13 protein-coding genes and 1 pseudogene are annotated in these 16058 nt (G+C 59.4%); 1 reads left to right on the top strand and 13 read right to left on the bottom strand.

Annotated features, from left to right (window positions below; all coding sequences use genetic code 11):
- Positions 1–4: 4 nt before the first annotated feature.
- The 8 genes from IPM54_00070 to IPM54_00035 all read right to left on the bottom strand — a co-directional run bounded on the left by IPM54_00070 (position 5) and on the right by IPM54_00035 (position 8588).
- On the bottom strand, positions 5–655 hold the full coding sequence (locus IPM54_00070; GenBank protein ID MBK9258214.1) for a cation transporter: 651 nt from the start codon (positions 653–655) through the stop codon (positions 5–7).
- Between the two features lie 49 nt (positions 656–704).
- Positions 705–1988 (bottom strand): TolC family protein, encoded by a 1284-nt coding sequence (locus tag IPM54_00065; protein MBK9258213.1) that lies wholly within the window; start codon positions 1986–1988, stop codon positions 705–707.
- A gap of 43 nt (positions 1989–2031) precedes the next feature.
- Complete coding sequence (locus IPM54_00060) at positions 2032–5130, bottom strand: efflux RND transporter permease subunit (GenBank protein ID MBK9258212.1); 3099 nt, start codon at positions 5128–5130, stop codon at positions 2032–2034.
- Between the two features lie 5 nt (positions 5131–5135).
- Positions 5136–6527, bottom strand: coding sequence for an efflux RND transporter periplasmic adaptor subunit (locus IPM54_00055; protein ID MBK9258211.1), 1392 nt, complete (start codon positions 6525–6527; stop codon positions 5136–5138).
- Position 6528: 1 nt separating this feature from the next.
- Positions 6529–6867 (bottom strand): hypothetical protein, encoded by a 339-nt coding sequence (locus IPM54_00050; protein ID MBK9258210.1) that lies wholly within the window; start codon positions 6865–6867, stop codon positions 6529–6531.
- A 122-nt stretch (positions 6868–6989) separates the two neighbouring features.
- On the bottom strand, positions 6990–7400 hold the full coding sequence (locus IPM54_00045; protein ID MBK9258209.1) for a hypothetical protein: 411 nt from the start codon (positions 7398–7400) through the stop codon (positions 6990–6992).
- A 164-nt stretch (positions 7401–7564) separates the two neighbouring features.
- A complete protein-coding gene (locus IPM54_00040; protein ID MBK9258208.1) occupies positions 7565–7957 on the bottom strand; it encodes a hypothetical protein in 393 nt (130 codons plus the stop codon).
- A 1-nt stretch (position 7958) separates the two neighbouring features.
- The gene (locus IPM54_00035; protein ID MBK9258207.1) at positions 7959–8588 is read right to left on the bottom strand and encodes a ParA family protein; all 630 of its coding nucleotides are present in this window, start codon (positions 8586–8588) and stop codon (positions 7959–7961) included.
- Positions 8589–8854: 266 nt separating this feature from the next.
- On the opposite strand from IPM54_00035, the gene IPM54_00030 reads away from it, so the two are divergent.
- The gene (locus tag IPM54_00030; GenBank protein ID MBK9258206.1) at positions 8855–9502 is read left to right on the top strand and encodes a hypothetical protein; all 648 of its coding nucleotides are present in this window, start codon (positions 8855–8857) and stop codon (positions 9500–9502) included.
- A gap of 138 nt (positions 9503–9640) precedes the next feature.
- Here IPM54_00030 and IPM54_00025 read toward each other — a convergent pair.
- From IPM54_00025 to IPM54_00005, 5 genes and pseudogenes are all read right to left on the bottom strand, one after another.
- Positions 9641–10846, bottom strand: a pseudogene (locus IPM54_00025) (IS256 family transposase).
- A gap of 326 nt (positions 10847–11172) precedes the next feature.
- On the bottom strand, positions 11173–11697 hold the full coding sequence (locus IPM54_00020; GenBank protein MBK9258205.1) for a hypothetical protein: 525 nt from the start codon (positions 11695–11697) through the stop codon (positions 11173–11175).
- 206 nt (positions 11698–11903) lie between these two features.
- Complete coding sequence (locus IPM54_00015; protein ID MBK9258204.1) at positions 11904–12125, bottom strand: hypothetical protein; 222 nt, start codon at positions 12123–12125, stop codon at positions 11904–11906.
- 70 nt (positions 12126–12195) lie between these two features.
- Positions 12196–12867 (bottom strand): IS1634 family transposase, encoded by a 672-nt coding sequence (locus IPM54_00010; protein MBK9258203.1) that lies wholly within the window; start codon positions 12865–12867, stop codon positions 12196–12198.
- A gap of 502 nt (positions 12868–13369) precedes the next feature.
- On the bottom strand, positions 13370–16058 hold a 2689-nt coding region (locus tag IPM54_00005; GenBank protein MBK9258202.1), incomplete at its 5' end, for a hypothetical protein.

The raw sequence follows: 16058 nt of genomic DNA, 5'->3' as shown, positions 1-16058 counted from the left end.
AGTCTCAATCCTGGTCGTTGTCGCACCCATGGCATGTATCCTCCCCTTCCCATGCCTCTCGGCCTTCACGTATCAGAAAGACCGTCATTCCGAGTGCGGCAACCGGATCCGCCCACCACCAGCCGAAAGCAGCATTGAGCGCCATGCCGCCAAGCGCGATGAGCGATAGCCACCAGCACGCGGTCGTCTGAAACGCATCCGCCTCGAGAGCTCGGCTCCCGAGCGCCTTGGCTGCGCGCCGCTTGGCTCTTGCGAGCCAAAGCATCACGATTAGAGACACCGTCGTAAGTCCGATCCCCACTGGGCTCGGCTCGGGCCGCTCACGTAGCCATAGCGTTTTGCCTGCATCAATTACGATGTACGCGGCCAGTACGAAGAGCGTCAGTGCCACGAGCTTGTGCGCTCGACGGTCGAGCCGTTCGATGGCCTCGGAGTCCATCCCCGAGCGCTCCGCCTTCAAGCGCCATATCAACACGCCACCAGACGTGCTCTCGACGAAGCTGTCGATGCCAAACCCCAAAAGCGCAACGCTGCCCGCTGCAACAGCTGCGGACACGGCAATTACGCCCTCCACGATGTTCCACCCGACCGTCAGATATTCGAGCCGTAGCGCGCGTCGTACGACGCCAGTGCGCTCTTCATTGTCAGCTTTCACGGCATTACCTCCGATGCGATATCGTGCCCGAGACGAATTACTTTCGGAATCATGGGGCACCTCGTTCAAGCGGATACCCTGCGGCCAGTGCCAGATCGACAGACGCCAGGGCAAGGTTTTTCCTGGTCTCGAGGCCCGCTCGCAGCAGTTCCACGAGACTTTGTTGCACGACGATTGCATCACGAACGGCGAGGCGGCCTGCTTCAATTTCAGATGCAATGGCGCGCAGGCTTTGATCAGCACGCCCCAGCCGCTCGGGAGTGTACAATTCGCTTTGGGCGCGCGTGGCAGCGAACGACGCTCGGGCATTGGCAAGATCGAGACGAATTTCTCGGCGGGCTTGCTCTGCTTCGGTCTTCGCGCGCCGAGATAACGCTTCAGACTCGGCAATTTCGCCGGCGTACGTGCGTCCCACCGGCTGCGGTAACGTAATGGGGAGCGAAAGTCCCACGCCAAACACGCGCTCATTGAATCCATCGTTTTGCACGAATATCGAAAACGTCGGATTGGGGACTCGGGAGCGCCGATAAAGCGACGCTCGCGCCTCGTGCGCACGCCCGGCAGCTTCGAGCGCCTGCACCTCGGGTCGATCCTCGACAGCGCGTGCATCTTGCTTTTGAATGAATGCTTCGACATTGGACAACGGCACGAGATCGCCCTCGATGCTCACGTCGACGCGCGGATCGAGCCCCATTGACGCCATCAGCGCAGACTTGGCAATCTGGGCCCGTCGAGAGGCAGCGATTCGGTCCTGTGCAACGCGCAGGTGGGTCGACTCCGCCACGTCCGCGTCCACGCCGGGCGCGAGGCCCTTGTCTGCCGCTGCGCGTGTCGCTGTCGCCACTTTTGCAGTGAGCGCTTCGAGCTGCTCGTCGAGGCGCATTTCTTCCCGAGCCGCAATGGCCTCGAAATAGGCTCGCCATGCTGCCGCCGCGACATCGCGATCCGTCTTTGCCACGGCCCTTTTTTGCGTCTCGCGCTCGGCGTCTGCGACGCGTTTCCTTGCATCCCGCTGCCCCGCAATCTCGATTTCTTGGGACAACGTCGCGTACCAGTTGATCACTGGTGCCTGGCCCGCCGCGGCTCGACGAGCCCCCGACACCTCGAGGACCGGGTTTGATGGTAAAACCGGGCGTGCAGCCTCTTGTCGAGCCTCTGCGGCTTCGAGGCTCTGGCGTTCTGCTTTCGCCGCAAGGCTTCCTTCGAGCGCGCAGCGAACCAGGTTGGCGCGGTTGATCGGCGCGCACGACGCCGCTCCCGCGCGAGCTTCGACGACGAACGACGAACATGCAGTCGCCGTAATGGCGAACGCAAGCCAATAGAAACGGTTCATGATCGAAACTCCTCGAGATTCAATAGCTCTACCGCGCACGGAATCAGGTCGGTGCATTCGATTGCTCACGCGCATTTCCCTCCCCTTGTTTCACCGCGCCAAACGCAATGTACAGCGCCGGTAGGACCAGCAGCGTGAGTAGCGTCGACGAGATGACCCCGCCAATGACGACCGTTGCCAAGGGGCGCTGCACTTCGGCACCGACGCCGGTATTGATTGCCATCGGCAAGAACCCAAGGCTCGCAACGAGGGCCGTCATGAGGACCGGACGAAGCCTGCGCTCTGCGGCCTGCTCGACCGCATCGCGAAGGGGCATCCCGGTGGCCAAGAGCTGGCGCACCGTCGACACGAGCACGATATCGGCAAGCACCGAAACGCCCGAAAGCGCAACAAACCCCACGCCTGCCGAAATGCTGAACGGGAGCCCGCGCATCCACAGGGCCACGATTCCACCAATTGCCGCGAACGGCACGCCTGTAAATACGCGCGCCACATCCAGGACACGCCCGTACGTGAAGTAGAGCAAGGCGAAGATCAGCGCGAGCGCGGCAGGCACCACAATGAGCAGCCGTTCTTGCGCACGCTCGAGGTGCTCGAATTGACCCCCATAACGCACATAATAGCCCGCGGGCAGCACGACTTTCTCGTCGATCTGCGCGTTTGCCTCCCGCACGAACGAGCCTACATCCCGACCTCGCACATTGGCTTGCACCACAATCCGCCGCTTGGCCCACTCTCGATTGATGGACGACGGGCTTTCGACCACGCGCAGCCGAGCCACGCTCGAAAGCGGGATTTGCGTGCCATTGGCTGCCGTAATCAGAATGCGACCCACGGCTTCGATATCGGTGCGATATCGTTCGTCGAGGCGCAGCGAAATGGGGAAACGCTTTTCACCCTCTTGCATCTGACCGACTTCGCGTGTCCCGAGCGATGCCACGACGTCCAGTACCTCGTGCGCGGGAATCCCGTGACGGGCGATTGCCGCTCGATCGACCTCGACCTGAAGCAGCGGTTGTCCCGTGACTTGCTCCGTAACGATATCGGCAGCGCCTGGAATGGCTTTCAGGACCGCCTCGATTTCACGCGCCTTCTCCTTCAGAATATCGAAGTCTTCACCGAAGAGTTTGACCCCAATGTCCGAGCGAACCCCGGCAGTCATTTCATTGACCCGCATTTCAATGGGTTGCGTAAAGACCATGCGCATGCCGGGCAGGTTTTCGAGCTCTCCCTGCATCGCGCGCACGAGCTCGTCCTGCGTTGCGCCACGCTTCCATCGTTCTCGAGGTGTAAGTGTGACGAATACGTCGGACAGCTCGATACCCATCGGATCGGTGGCCACTTCCGCCGATCCCGTGCGTGTCCAGACGCGCGCGATTTCGTCGGGAAACTTCTCGCGCAATGTTTTCTCGATTTGCAGGCCATAACGCGTCGACTCGTCCACCGAGACGCCCGCGAGCCGAATCGTATTGATCACGATTGCGCCTTCGTTAAGCCGCGGGACGAATTCGGAGCCGAGCCTTGTCGACAGAGCGACCGCTCCGCCCAGCATGACCACGGCGATAGCCACGACAAACCGGCGATGACGAAGCACGAAGTGAAGTGCCGGGCGATACGCGCGCAAAAGCAAACGGACAACAAAGTTCTCCCGCTCCACGGTTCGGCGCGGCAACATAAAACTCGCCAGCACCGGCATCAGCGTGAGCGAAAGAATCATCGAACCGACGAGCGCGAAAATGACGGTCAGCGCCATGGGCCGAAAAAGCTTTCCTTCGACACCTTCGAGGAAAAGAATCGGCAAATAGACGATCATGATGATCAATTCGCCGAACATCGTCGGTTTGCGCACTTCGAGCGCTGCGTCGCGCACGACTTCGCTCACGGGTCGCTCGCCCTTGTCCTCCGCAAGGCGCCGCGTGGCGTTTTCCACCATAATGACCGAGCTATCGACGACGAGGCCGAAATCAATGGCACCGAGGCTCATCAAGCTGCCCGCGATCCCGAATCGCAGCATGAAATTCGAGGCGAAGAGCATGGACAGCGGGATGGCCGACGCGACTACGAGCCCAGCGCGAAGGTTGCCCAGAAAAACGAACAGGATGGCGATGACCAGAATGCCACCCTCGAGCAGGTTCGTCCGCACAGTGCGCAGGACGAGATCCACGATCTCGGTGCGGTCATAAACTGCGTTGACCTCGATTCCCGGAGGCAAACTCTTTTTGATTTCGGCGAGCCTCACTTTCAAGCGACTCGTCACGTCATGGCTGTTTTCACCCATGAGCATGAAGCCCAGACCAAGGACAACCTCGCCCTTGCCATCGGCCGTCACGGCCCCGCGACGAATCTCCCGCCCCTCGACGACCTTTGCGACGTCACGAACTCGAACGGGCACGCCCGCGTGGGCCGTGATGACCATGTCTTCGATATCGCTCGGGCGCGTGGCAATCGCGATGCCCTGCACGAGCGTCGCTTCGCCGGCTCGATCGAGGCTCCCGCCACCAACGTTCGCGTTGTTTTGCTCGATGGCTTCGGCGAGCTGCGAAAGCGTAAGACCACGCCGCTGCAGCTCCTTGGGATCGACGACGACGTGGATTTGTCGCTCATCGCCGCCCCAAGCGTTTACTTCGGCCACGCCGCGCACCGAACGGAGCTGCGGTTTGACGATCCAATCGTTTGCGGTGCGCAGCTCGCTCAGGCTTTTGTCTTCACCCGAAACGAGGTAATGGAAAACCTCACCGAGTCCCGTTGCGACCGGCCCGAGCGTCGGGCGCTCGATGTTCGGGGGCAACGACACACTTTGCAGGCGCTCCATGGCAACCTGCCGCGCCAGATAAATATCGGTTCCCTCCTCGAAAACCACGGTAACCTGGGACAAACCAAACCGCGATATCGAGCGCACTTCGTCGAGCTTGGGAAGCCCCGAAATGGCCTGCTCAATAGGGGCCGTGATTTGCCGCTCGATTTCAATGGGCGACAGGGCCGGGGCGACGGTGTTGATTTGCACCTGCACCGGCGTGGTGTCGGGGAAAGCATCAATGGGCAGGCGGCGAAAAGAGATCGCCCCCAAGACCGCGACAGCTAGGGTCGCGAGAATGACGATGAAACGGTGGCTCAGCGACCACACGATGATTCGGCTCAGCATCGTATTCAGTCGGCGTCGCAGCAGCCCGCGCCGATGCTCTCCTTCAACGTCTCGGTCTTGAGCAGAAAGCTGCCCGTGGTTACGACGTCTTCGCCGGGGCGCACGCCTTTGCGAATTTCGACGAGGTTGCCCTCGCGAATACCGAGCTCGACATGCCGAGTCTCATATTCGTCCTCCGCCAACCGAACGAATACAAGGTGCACGTCTTTTGCTCGCTGTACAGCAGCGTCGGGCACCATGACGCTCGCGCGTGCTGCACCGACGGAGATGCGCGCTCGCCCGTACATGTTGCTGCGCAGTGCACCATCTGCATTTTCCAGGGGAACGCGAGCCCGAACCGTGCGCGTCGCAAGATCGATCTGCGGGCTCAGGTAGGTAATGGTTCCGCTGAACGTGCGCCCCGCGAATCCATCGACATCGAGCGTCACGGCCTGCCCCACCGCGATGCCCGCGAGCTCGGCCTCGGGAACGTCGAGCTCCGCCCACATGGCCGATGTGTCCACGACCTCGAAAAGCAGTTCCTCGAGCCCGACGAGCTTTCCTACGGTGGCTCCACGCTGGGTCACGACGCCGCTGATTGGCGAAGTGAGCGTGTATGATCCGCCCGCGCCACCGCCAGCGCCGATAATGGACAGCCCGGTAGCAAGTGCCGCATACTCGGCCTTGGCCGCCGCCAGCTCCTGCTCTGCCGTGAGTACGTCTTTCTCGGAACTGAAGCCCGACTTTTGCAGCGCCACATATCGCTCGTGGTTCTTTTGCGCGATCGCGACCCGCGCTTGCGCAGCTTGGAGCTTGGAGCGATCCGCACTGACTTCTGCGCTTTCGATGACCGCAAGCGCGTCCTTCTTTTTGACCTGCGCGCCAATGTCGACTTTCAGGGTGCGTACGATGCCCGGTGCCCGCGCGTTGATATGCGCAAGCCGCGTGGCATCGTAGGCGATCCGCGCCGTGGCGACGACACCGCCAGCATTTTGCCGGGCTTCGGTCTTTACCATCTGAATTCCCGCGAGCCGAGCGGTCTCCTTCGTTTTGAACCGGATCTTGGTCCCGTCTGCGGGGGCCTTGGATTCCGCGCCAGTCTTGGCTCCATCGTTTCCACTCACATCCGCCGCGGGACGTCCGCCGCGTTCCGGGTGGCACGTGGGACAAAACGACTCCGGAAAGCCGTGTTCAGAGCACCAGTCGCCTTTGGCCTGAAAGACGGCCGCAAGCTTCGGGTGGCATTTTGGACAAACCATTCCGAGCACTCCATGCTCGCAGAGTTTGCCCTCGCTATCCGGCTTTGCAGGGCTCGACTGGGCAGAGCTCGCCGGGCCCCCGGACGATTGCTTCGGGTCTCGACCGCACCCAGCAAGCCCCAAAAGGAGCGCCAGGGCGGCGACAATATGGCGACGCACCTCAGCTGCCCTTGGGAGGTCGAACGATCTTTAGGTTCGGGTTGCACTTCAAGCACTGGGATTCGGGCACAGCGTGCTCGGCGCACCAATCGCCGGTAGCCTTGAATGCGGGAATGAGCTCGGGATTGCACCGCGTGCATTGCGATTCGGGGACACCGTGCTCGCCGCACCAATCCTCGTGCGAGCCGGGTTTTACCGTGCTTGGGGCATGCGTGCCGTCTTGTTTGGCGGCTTGTGCCGCAGAAGGCTCGGGTTTTGCCGTCGACGCGCTGTCTTTGGAGCACGCGGGAGCGACGAGGGCGAGGGCGACGAGAAGCGAAAGAATCACGGAACGTTGCATGATGACAAACCTCTTCTTGGTGTCTTTTTCAACTGCGGATATGCCTCCGAGCGCTGCGCGAAATACGCGCACGCGCACCGCAGGACGATCGTCTGAGCTTCCTCCGTCTGGAGGGCGTCCGATCAGCAGTGAAAGACTTGAAGAGCGATGCAACGTTCGGCCGATGAGCTCGGCCCTGCACGAATGAGCGCAGGACGCGCCACGATACGAGGAGTTGCGGGAGGGAATTTCAGTCGGCGTAGAGGGACGAACGCCGTCCACTCTGCGTCGTTCGGGAGTAACGACGCTGGTGCGGGAGGAACACGCGGAAGCTCGAAGCGCGTGGATGCACGCGGCAGTTCAGCGATCTGATGTTCTTCGCAGCATTCTTTACCAAGGCGAGGGCCACCGTCATCGTGCTCACCGTGAACGGGGCAATCTTCGCACTCGCAGGTTTTGTCGACGACCTTTTGGAACGCTACGCAAAAGTAGTAACTTCGGCCGGAAAAGAACACGGCAAGCGCAACGGCAACGACGAGGAGCAACGCGAACACGCGCTGAGCCCTAGGGGCGAGCGCGGAAATTGCGGTTGCTTGGCGAGCCATCAGGGGGCGAGTCTAGGGGCGGGAGGCGAACGTGTCCAGCATTATCAGGGTGTGTTTCTAGCGCTCCGCGCAGAGCTCGTCGGATGGCATTGGCAGCTTCCGGCGGCGACGTTTCATGTCGAGCGCTTCGGCTCGATGTCGAGCCCTTCGGCTTCCAAGCATCGCAGGACAAACTCGCGGAAGCTTTGAAAGTTTTTCGCTTTGTCGGTGAGGGCGTCGGCCTCGGCCTCGGGAAGTTCGATGATGACACGTTTTTGGCCGCGCATCGGCGGAATGGGCGTCGATGAAACCTTCGCGCGATGCTGCTGCTTGTTGACGATGAACAGCACATACGCCTTCATCGTGTCGAACGGAATGCACCGCTCGACGAGCTGCCTGTGAATCGCCGGCGAAATATCCACGACCAAACGCTTTACATTTGCCGCGACTCGCTCGACGTGCGCAGTCGTCTGTATTGGTTTTTCCGGGACGAATGTCTCGAATGAGAGGTCTTTTTTCTTGCCCATGTCATTTACGCCCCGCCAAAGCCAAAGCCTCATCGCACAATGCTTTAATCGGAGTCCGCGCTTCTTTCGCAAGCGGTGCCCATGCCCCCATGAGCGCCTCGACGTAGGCAGTACGCTGCGGCAGCGCTGTCTTCGAGACGCGGGCGCCATCGACTTGCGTTGCCAGCTTGTTGAGCGTCTCGACGAGCAGACGGCTCACGACGGATCGGGGCATCGTTCGATTCGCCACGAGCAGAGCCGGCAGCGGCGATGTTCGGCGCTTATTTGCTTCGCGCAAGGTCTCGACGAGCAGCCCCGTAGCGGCATAGTCGAGCGGGCCGGGCATGACGGGCACCAAGGCCACGTCGGAGGCAATCGCCGCCGCGATGCATTGGTCACCATATCGGGGCGGACAATCGAGGACGTTCATGTCGACGTCGGAGCGTTCCGTTTTTTTCGGACGAATCTTCTCGACGCGTTCGACCATCAGGTTCGACTTCGACCAACTCTGCCACGCCATGGCGCTGTTCTGAGGGTCACAATCCGAGAGGAGCACTCGATGCCCTCGTTGCGCGAGTTCGTTTGCGAGCAAGATCGATAGCGTGGTCTTCCCTACGCCGCCTTTGAAGTTCATCACCGCGATGGTCAACATGCGCGCGACGCTAGCATGCGGACAGATGTACATGCAAGGGCGAATGTGGGGCTAGAACGTGGCTGATCGAGTGCGGTGGGTTGTGGACAGATGTCCGCGGTTGACTCTGGCTTCTGCATGAGTGTGTGCCGCGCGAGCAAATGTGCAAACCGTGAGACCAGAGCCCGAAAAATCCAGCAACGGGTTGCCCTGCGTCGCGGGCCTTGTCTCCTTGAGCGCTCTGTGGGATGAGTGCAGCACGAATGCCAATGTAGAGGAATTGCCCAATGACCACACACGCTCATAACTATGTTAGCGCGATTTTCTCGAATCTGATCGATCCGATTGTCGAGCTTCACGAGAGCATGCTGCGGCATGGGGGCGGGCCGCCAAACGACGTGCAAGCCGCACCTGCGGAAAATGGTTTCGTAGTCGCAATAGTATCACTCGTGGTCTTCATGATCGAAGGAGCGTGCGGGCGTGCACGTTATGTCTTACGACTCGACAACAGTCAGCGCCGAACACCAGTTGAGACGCTGCGTGACCTGGGGGCCGCCGATCTCTGTGATGATGTTGAAGAGATTTTCGTGGTGCGCGATGCCGTGGCCCATAGCCACCTCTGGACCGCGGCTGTCGTCTGGGATCAAGACCGGCTGCAATTTCGAGATGACCCGGACCTTCTTCCTACTTATGGCGATAGGAAATTCGACCGGATCGTGAATCGCGACACGCGAAAAACGCAGCGACTTGGACTCGACGTGTTTCCGACGCGGATTCACCGTCACACGGCGATAACCGCGCTCAAAGTCGCCGTGGCGGCGCTGCGCTTTCTTGAATCAAAGGATCGTCGCATCACTTATTTGGAACCTGTTCATGTGTTTGTCAGGGGAGAAGACGTCCCGTTTTATCAATGGGTCGACAGTCTTTCTGATTAGCACATGAATAGCCAACTCTGGCAACTCGATGAGAGATATCCCCAAAAGTTGTGGATCCGCTCCTGATCAAGCGGCGGCCTTCTCGGCGTAGTCATTCCTCTTCTTGTTTCGAGCTTTCGTGATCATCGGCTTGATGTTTGCGGCCCTTTCATTTTGCTCCGCGCGCACGCCGTCGGCGAAGCGTACGCCGGCTCGTACGAGCGCCACCAGCTCGGGGCTGCTGAGCTTTCGCCATGTCTTTTCTGCGGCCAGCAAGAGCTTGTAGACCATGGCCAGACCCGCATTGCGACTCCCGGGGCCTTTGGTCACTTTCGTCCGCAATCGGACCGTGGCAAAAGTCGATTCGATGGGATTCGTCGTGCGCAAGTGCTTCCAATGCGCGGCAGGAAAGTCGAAAAACGTCAGCAGCTCGTCGCGGCCATCCACGAGGCATTTCGTCGCCTTGGGATACTTGTCACCATACGTCGATTGAAAAGCATCGATGGCGGCATTGGCTTCCTTGCGCGTCGGCGCATTGACCACTTCGTGCAACTGCGCCTTGGCCCGAGATTGCAGGCTCTTTGGCAATTTGTCGAGCACATTCACGATCTTGTGTACCCAGCAGCGTTGCTCTCGTGTGCTTGGAAAAACCTCGCGCAGAGCAGGCCAAAAGCCGAGCGCGCCGTCTCCAACCGCCACGACAGGCGCCTTCATACCTCGGTCGCGTAGGTTTCGCAAGAGAAACAGCCAGCTTTCTTTCGATTCGCGATAGCCCTCTTCAATCGCAATCACTTCTTTCGTCCCGTCGACTTTGGCGCCGATCACCACGAGCGTCGCGATGCGCTCGTCTTCGAGGCGCACGTTGAAGTGAATGCCGTCGACCCAAATGTACACGTAATCAGAGCCTTCGAGCGAGCGTTTCTGCCAAGCTTGGCGCTCGTCGGACCAGGTGGACACGAGCCTCGTAATGGCACTGGACGACAAACCCGATGCAGTTTCTCCGAGCAAACTTCTGAGTGCGTCCTGGAAATCTCCTGTTGACAAACCTCGCAAATAAAGCAAGGGGAGCACGTCGGACACGTTTTTCGAGCGACGTAGATAGGGCGGAAGTATTTCGCTCGTGAACTTTTGCCGCTTGCCCTCGACGACGCGCTTGTCGTTGACTCGTGGAGCTTCGACCGTAATCGTTCCACTCCCAACTGTCACACTTCTAGGCTCGGCCGTGCCATTGCGCACGACGAGCGCGTGGCCGTATTCGTCGCGTTCATCGCGAAATCGCGCCACATAAGCCGCCACCTCGGCCTCGAGCGCCGCCACGATGAGCCTACGCGCTCCTTCGCGCGCGAGCCCATCGAGCGTCATCATAAAGTCCTCGCGATCCGAGCCATCCTTCGGTATCTTCATCATCGGCGTGCCTTTCCTCGCTCCTGCAAGAGCGGGTTTTGGGTTTGCACCTCGAAAGGTACGCCACTTTCCTCAGCTCACGCGATCCACAACTTCTGGGGATACCTCCTCGATGATGACGCGCCCTTGTCCGGGCATCGGCCTCTAGTGTGTGCCTCCGTGGGCTGCTTGGAACTTCTCTCAGCAGTAGCATGTGGACAGATATACATTCATTTGCTAACGAATTTAGCTATGTATATCTATTGACACGTGTACAGATGTCCACGACGCCACTCGTCAGGCTGGGATCAAGGGAAGTTGAGGACGGGGACCGGGATATGCTTGTCCACATTCGTCCCGTCGCCGAGCCCGCCTTCATTATTGTATCCCAAACAACGTGCTGTGCCGTCAGTCAGCAGCGCGCATGTGTGGAAGTCACCCGCGGTCAAAGCAATGATATTCATCAGTCCGCTGAGCGCAACTGGCATGGTCTTGTTCACGATTGTGCCATCACCTAGCCCAACTTCCGCAGTTGGGCCAGGGCAGATCAATAATTTCAAGCACTTACGGCCCAAAGTTGGCACTACAAATCTACGCGACGCGTGGGGTCCGGATGCGCTCGGGTAGGCGTAGCCCGAGGCGGTCGAGCAGGGCTGCCTGTTCAGGCTCGGGACGGACGATGCAACGAATCCGCAGTTCGCGCCCGGCTTCGCCTGCGATGGGGATGATGACGTCCGCGCATTGAATGCGATGAAGCTCCTCGAGAATCGTGCGCGGACTGTTGCCCAATCCTGCACGTTTCTGCCACTGTTCCAGCGTTTTCCATAATGCATACGCCAGAAAGCACACGAGAATGTGCGCCTGTACTCGCTCGGCTTTCTGATGCCATATCGGTCGAATCGAGAGGTCGTTTTTATGAATGCGAAATGCGGCTTCCGCTTGCGTCAATTGAATGTACGTGTGCCATAATTCTTGCGCCGACCAATTGTTTACGTTGGTGCGCAGCACATAACATCCTCGCTTTCGCGGGCCCATTCATTCAGTCGAATTGCAGCGCTTTCTGAAGTTTTAATCCTCCGGCCCTGGTTGGATCGTAAACGATTTGTATTCGATAGCGGCCGGCCGCGCGTTCATTGCCGCCGAGAAGCCGCCCCATTTGGCGTTCGAGCGTGCTTCGATCCACGGGCTTTTTGGCTCGCTCGAGCCGCCGCTCGATTCGTTCGAGACCATCTTCGATCCGTTTCGCAAATCGGTCGTGCATCGCCGATTCCTTCTTCGCTCGATCTGCGGACCGGCACAATACAAATGTCTCGGATCCCTTCGAGCACAGCTTAACTCAATCCGTCACGAATTGCCGTCCAGCCCGCCGAATCCAAAATCGCCTCACGCCAAGATTTCATCGCTGCTTTGGGCGTGCCAATCAAATACCGTCTGCCCGTTGATTCAAGCCATTTCACATTCGCTTCGCTGCCCATCCCGCGATCCATGACCCATACGCGTTGCGCGATGCCAAATCTTCGTTCCATGCTCTCGACGATTTCTTTGACCGTCGTCATGTCGCTACGGTTTCCCGGGAAAACCTCGTAGCCAAGCGGAAGTCCTTCACGCGTGACGACGAGCGCGATGCAAACCTGCTTGCAATCCGAGCGGTGATCGCGACTGTGTCCGCGCTTGGCGAGCTCGTTTTTCTCCGCAAGCCCCTCGAAATATGTGCTCGTCACATCGTACAACAGCAGATCGTATTCAATCGAGAACAATTCGCCGAGTCGCTTGCGCAAATGTTTCTCGATGGCTTCTTTGTGCGGCAAAAGCTCGTCGAGCGCGCGATACAGCCGGTCATCGTTGACCCGCTCCACTGGTAAATCGAGAATGTCTTCGAGCGCCGTTTTGCGATACCAATCCTCGGCGATGTGCAATTCGCTGGATGGCTCGCACAGTCGTGCAATGACCAAAACCGCCGCCATCGTGGACCATGCGACGGACTCTTTCCTTCGGGCATGCACGACGCGCACAACATATCCAGTTGCAATGCCTTCCAGAGCGTCCATCCGAGCCACACATCGCCGAAATCACGACTGCGTTCGAGGCGAACAAGATCCGCTCGAATCTTCAAGGTTTGCGGAAGGGGATTATCTTCCCATAACTCCATTTGATTCGCGCCGCCCGTCATTCGAGCGCCCAACTCCTTCGCGGCCGCTCGCTCCTGCGCATCGAGATTCCCGAGCTGCGCGACCGTCTGTTGAACGACTCTGCCATTGCGACGAACGGACCGAACCAATCGCCAATAGGTGTGGGTGGTTCCGTTTTTCTTGACCAGCGAGCGACGTAGATACATCGGGATCTCTTGCTGCAATCATGGTCCTTCCGGTAAAACCGCGCAAATCCATCGGTTGGCACTACACGCATGGTTTGGAAGGGCCGAGTGACGGGTCTTCCCAAATCGGCGACGCATCACTCGCGCACAACAACTCAGGCCACATGCCTGGCCCACATTGTTCCGTGGAATCAGCGTTCGGTGAGCACGATTCTGACGACGGGCTTGGCCAACTGCGGAAGTTGGGCTAGCTCACCATAATTGTTGTTGCCCCAGCAGCTTGCTGTCCCACCAGCCAACAACGCACACGTATGGAAGTAGCCGGCGGTCAGAGCGACGGCGTTCGAGAGCCCGCTGACCGGAACGGGCAGACTCTTAACTACGGTCGTCCCATCGCCAAGTTGCCCCGATGAGTTCTCCCCCCAACAGCGCACCGTACCATCCGACAGCAATGCGCAGGTGTGGTACTCGCCCGCCGACACTGCGATGGCGTTCGAGATTCCACTGACCGGCACCGGCGTGTGGTTGTCCACCATGGTCCCGTCGCCGAGCTGTCCCCAGAAGTTACGCCCCCAGCAGCGCACGGTGCGATCAGCCAATAGCCCACACGTATGTTGACCGCCGACGGACAAGGCTATGGTATTCGCGAGGCCGCTTACGGTCACGGCAGTGTGCTTGTCTGTTGTCGTTCCGTCACCGAGCTCTCCGTATGTATTCCTGCCCCAGCAGCGCGCCGTCCCATCGGCCAACAATGCGCATGTGTGTCCACCACCCGCAGTGACGGCAATTGCAGCCGACAGCCCCGTAACTACAACAGGTGCGGATTTTGACGTAGTCGTGCCGTCTCCAAGTTGACCGCTGACGTTGTATCCCCAGCACTGTACCGTCCCATCGGCCAACAGCGCGCATGTATATCCACCACCCGCAGTGATGGCAATGGCAGCCGACAGCCCGCTCACCATCACAGGAGTGTTCTTGACAGCAAATGTTCCATCGCCGAGTTGCCCGCCATAATTATTGCCCCAGCACTTGGCGGTCCCATCCGGGCGCAATGCGCACGTGTGACTGCTGCCAGCCGCAATCCGCATACCGCTATTGGTCGTGTTTGTGCACGAACCACTTGAGCATGCGCCGCTCTGGCAGTCGCTATTCCCAATGCATGACTTTCCGGCCGAGCATTGGGAACACGATCCTCCGCAATCCACGTCAGTCTCGGTACCGTTCTTTGTCCCGTCGTTGCAATTGGTCATGTTTGTGCACGAACCACTTGAGCATGCGCCGCTCTGGCAGTCGCTATTCCCAATACACGACTTTCCATCCGAGCATTGGGAACACGCTCCTCCGCAGTCCACGTCAGTCTCGGTACCGTTCTTTGTCCCGTCGTTGCACATTGTCGAAACCTTGAAATGACACTGCGCATCTGGCTCGCATTGCGCGTCCGCTGTACAATCCATATCGCTTTCGCATTCGCTCCAGTTGCCCGCAGTAAGCACGATCGAATGGAGTGCTGGGAGCGATACCAATTGCGTCGTAATGCCAACCGTCGCAAGTCCGCTCACTATTTTTGACGGGTTTCCGAGCACCACGTCACCGAGCTCCGCCAGCAAGGCGTTTAGAGCGTCCTTGCCGAGTTTCTCTGCGCAGATCTCGAGCGCCTTGCGGGTAAAGGCCGTTGCGAACGCATTGAAGCGACCAGGCTTGTCGAGTTCGGTGATTGCGTACTCGGGTGAAATGCAGATAGGCCAGAGTCCCGTTATTAGGTCGCTGAAGAAAGCTTGGTTATCTGGTAGCTTCACCACGAGCGATGCGACCTTGAGCGTTGCTTTCAACATGTTGACGTAGAGTGCCACCTGCCAGCGCGCAGTCAGCTCCGGGCGTTCCGGATGCTGGCGGATGAACTCGAGTCGTTCAGATGTGACTGCGCCGGAGAAGAACCGCACGGAGTAGGCGCCGTAGTGATCGAGAGCCACAGTCGGCATTTGGGCGATTGGGCCAACCGCCGGGATACCAACTTCTGCGAGAGCATTAATTGCAAGCCCCAGAGGGTTGGCAAGCTCGTAAACTGGCCTCGGCATAAACATACCGACGACTTCCGTCGCCGAATCGAGCGGCCACGCGCGATCCTTGCCGAGGTCGAGCGGGATCGGTTCGCCCGCCGCGGTTGGATTGAATGCGTGCTTATCGATCTTATCGAAGGCAGCCACATAATCCAGACTGGTGAGATCTAGTTGTAGTGCGTCCGGAAGGTACTCATTCGGCCCGCCGAGTTTGTAGGTGAGCTCGGCGCGCGTGCCGTTTTGCACTGTATTCCAGTCGACTGTCACGTTACCGGCCCAGAGACCAGCGATCTCGCCCTCACCCCATGTTCCGAATCGCTGCAGCATGGTCGGTGCGGTGAGAGCCTCGCCGGCGCTCCCAGTTGACGCGCCCGCGTTGCCAGCTTGCATGAGTTCGCCAGCAATCGCTGGTCCAGCAGCGTCGACACCAGCGTCGATCAGCGCGATGAAGTCCGTATCCATGCTCGTCGCACCTGTCGACGAATGGGTGCCAAGCCAGGCGGCAATATTGTCGATGGCAGGCGTTCGCCAGATTCCGTCGGCCACAGCGGCATTCACCGTGGAGTCCATTGCGACAAACTGTGGCACGAGGTGCACGAACGCCGCTGCAGTCGAGCGCGCGGAGATGGTGAGGTGATCGCCGTCGAGAGATGTGCCGTAAAAGGAACCTCCGCGGTTCGACACAAGCGCGGTCCAGACGCGACCGCCCGGTGCTTGGGCGATAACGAGGCGGTCGGCGCCTCGTTCAAGGCTGAGTGTGACCGGCACGCTTGCGCCGGTGCCAACTTCTCGCCCATCGAACCAGATCGTTGCATTCTCTGCG

The organism is Polyangiaceae bacterium (genome assembly GCA_016715885.1).
Taxonomy (GTDB): Bacteria; Myxococcota_A; Polyangia; order Polyangiales; family Polyangiaceae; genus Polyangium.
This window is presented reverse-complemented; position numbering and strand designations above follow the sequence as displayed.

Excerpts from the sequence above, each read along its gene's own strand:
- IPM54_00065 (MBK9258213.1), bottom strand. The coding sequence starts at position 1,988 with ATGAACCGTTTCTATTGGCTTGCGTTCGCCATTACGGCGACTGCATGT.
- IPM54_00060 (MBK9258212.1), bottom strand. The coding sequence starts at position 5,130 with ATGCTGAGCCGAATCATCGTGTGGTCGCTGAGCCACCGTTTCATCGTC.
- IPM54_00050 (MBK9258210.1), bottom strand. The coding sequence starts at position 6,867 with ATGCAACGTTCCGTGATTCTTTCGCTTCTCGTCGCCCTCGCCCTCGTC.
- IPM54_00040 (MBK9258208.1), bottom strand. The coding sequence starts at position 7,957 with ATGGGCAAGAAAAAAGACCTCTCATTCGAGACATTCGTCCCGGAAAAA.
- IPM54_00035 (MBK9258207.1), bottom strand. The coding sequence starts at position 8,588 with ATGTTGACCATCGCGGTGATGAACTTCAAAGGCGGCGTAGGGAAGACC.
- IPM54_00030 (MBK9258206.1), top strand. The coding sequence starts at position 8,855 with ATGACCACACACGCTCATAACTATGTTAGCGCGATTTTCTCGAATCTG.
- IPM54_00020 (MBK9258205.1), bottom strand. The coding sequence starts at position 11,697 with ATGCATTATGGAAAACGCTGGAACAGTGGCAGAAACGTGCAGGATTGG.
- IPM54_00015 (MBK9258204.1), bottom strand. The coding sequence starts at position 12,125 with ATGCACGACCGATTTGCGAAACGGATCGAAGATGGTCTCGAACGAATC.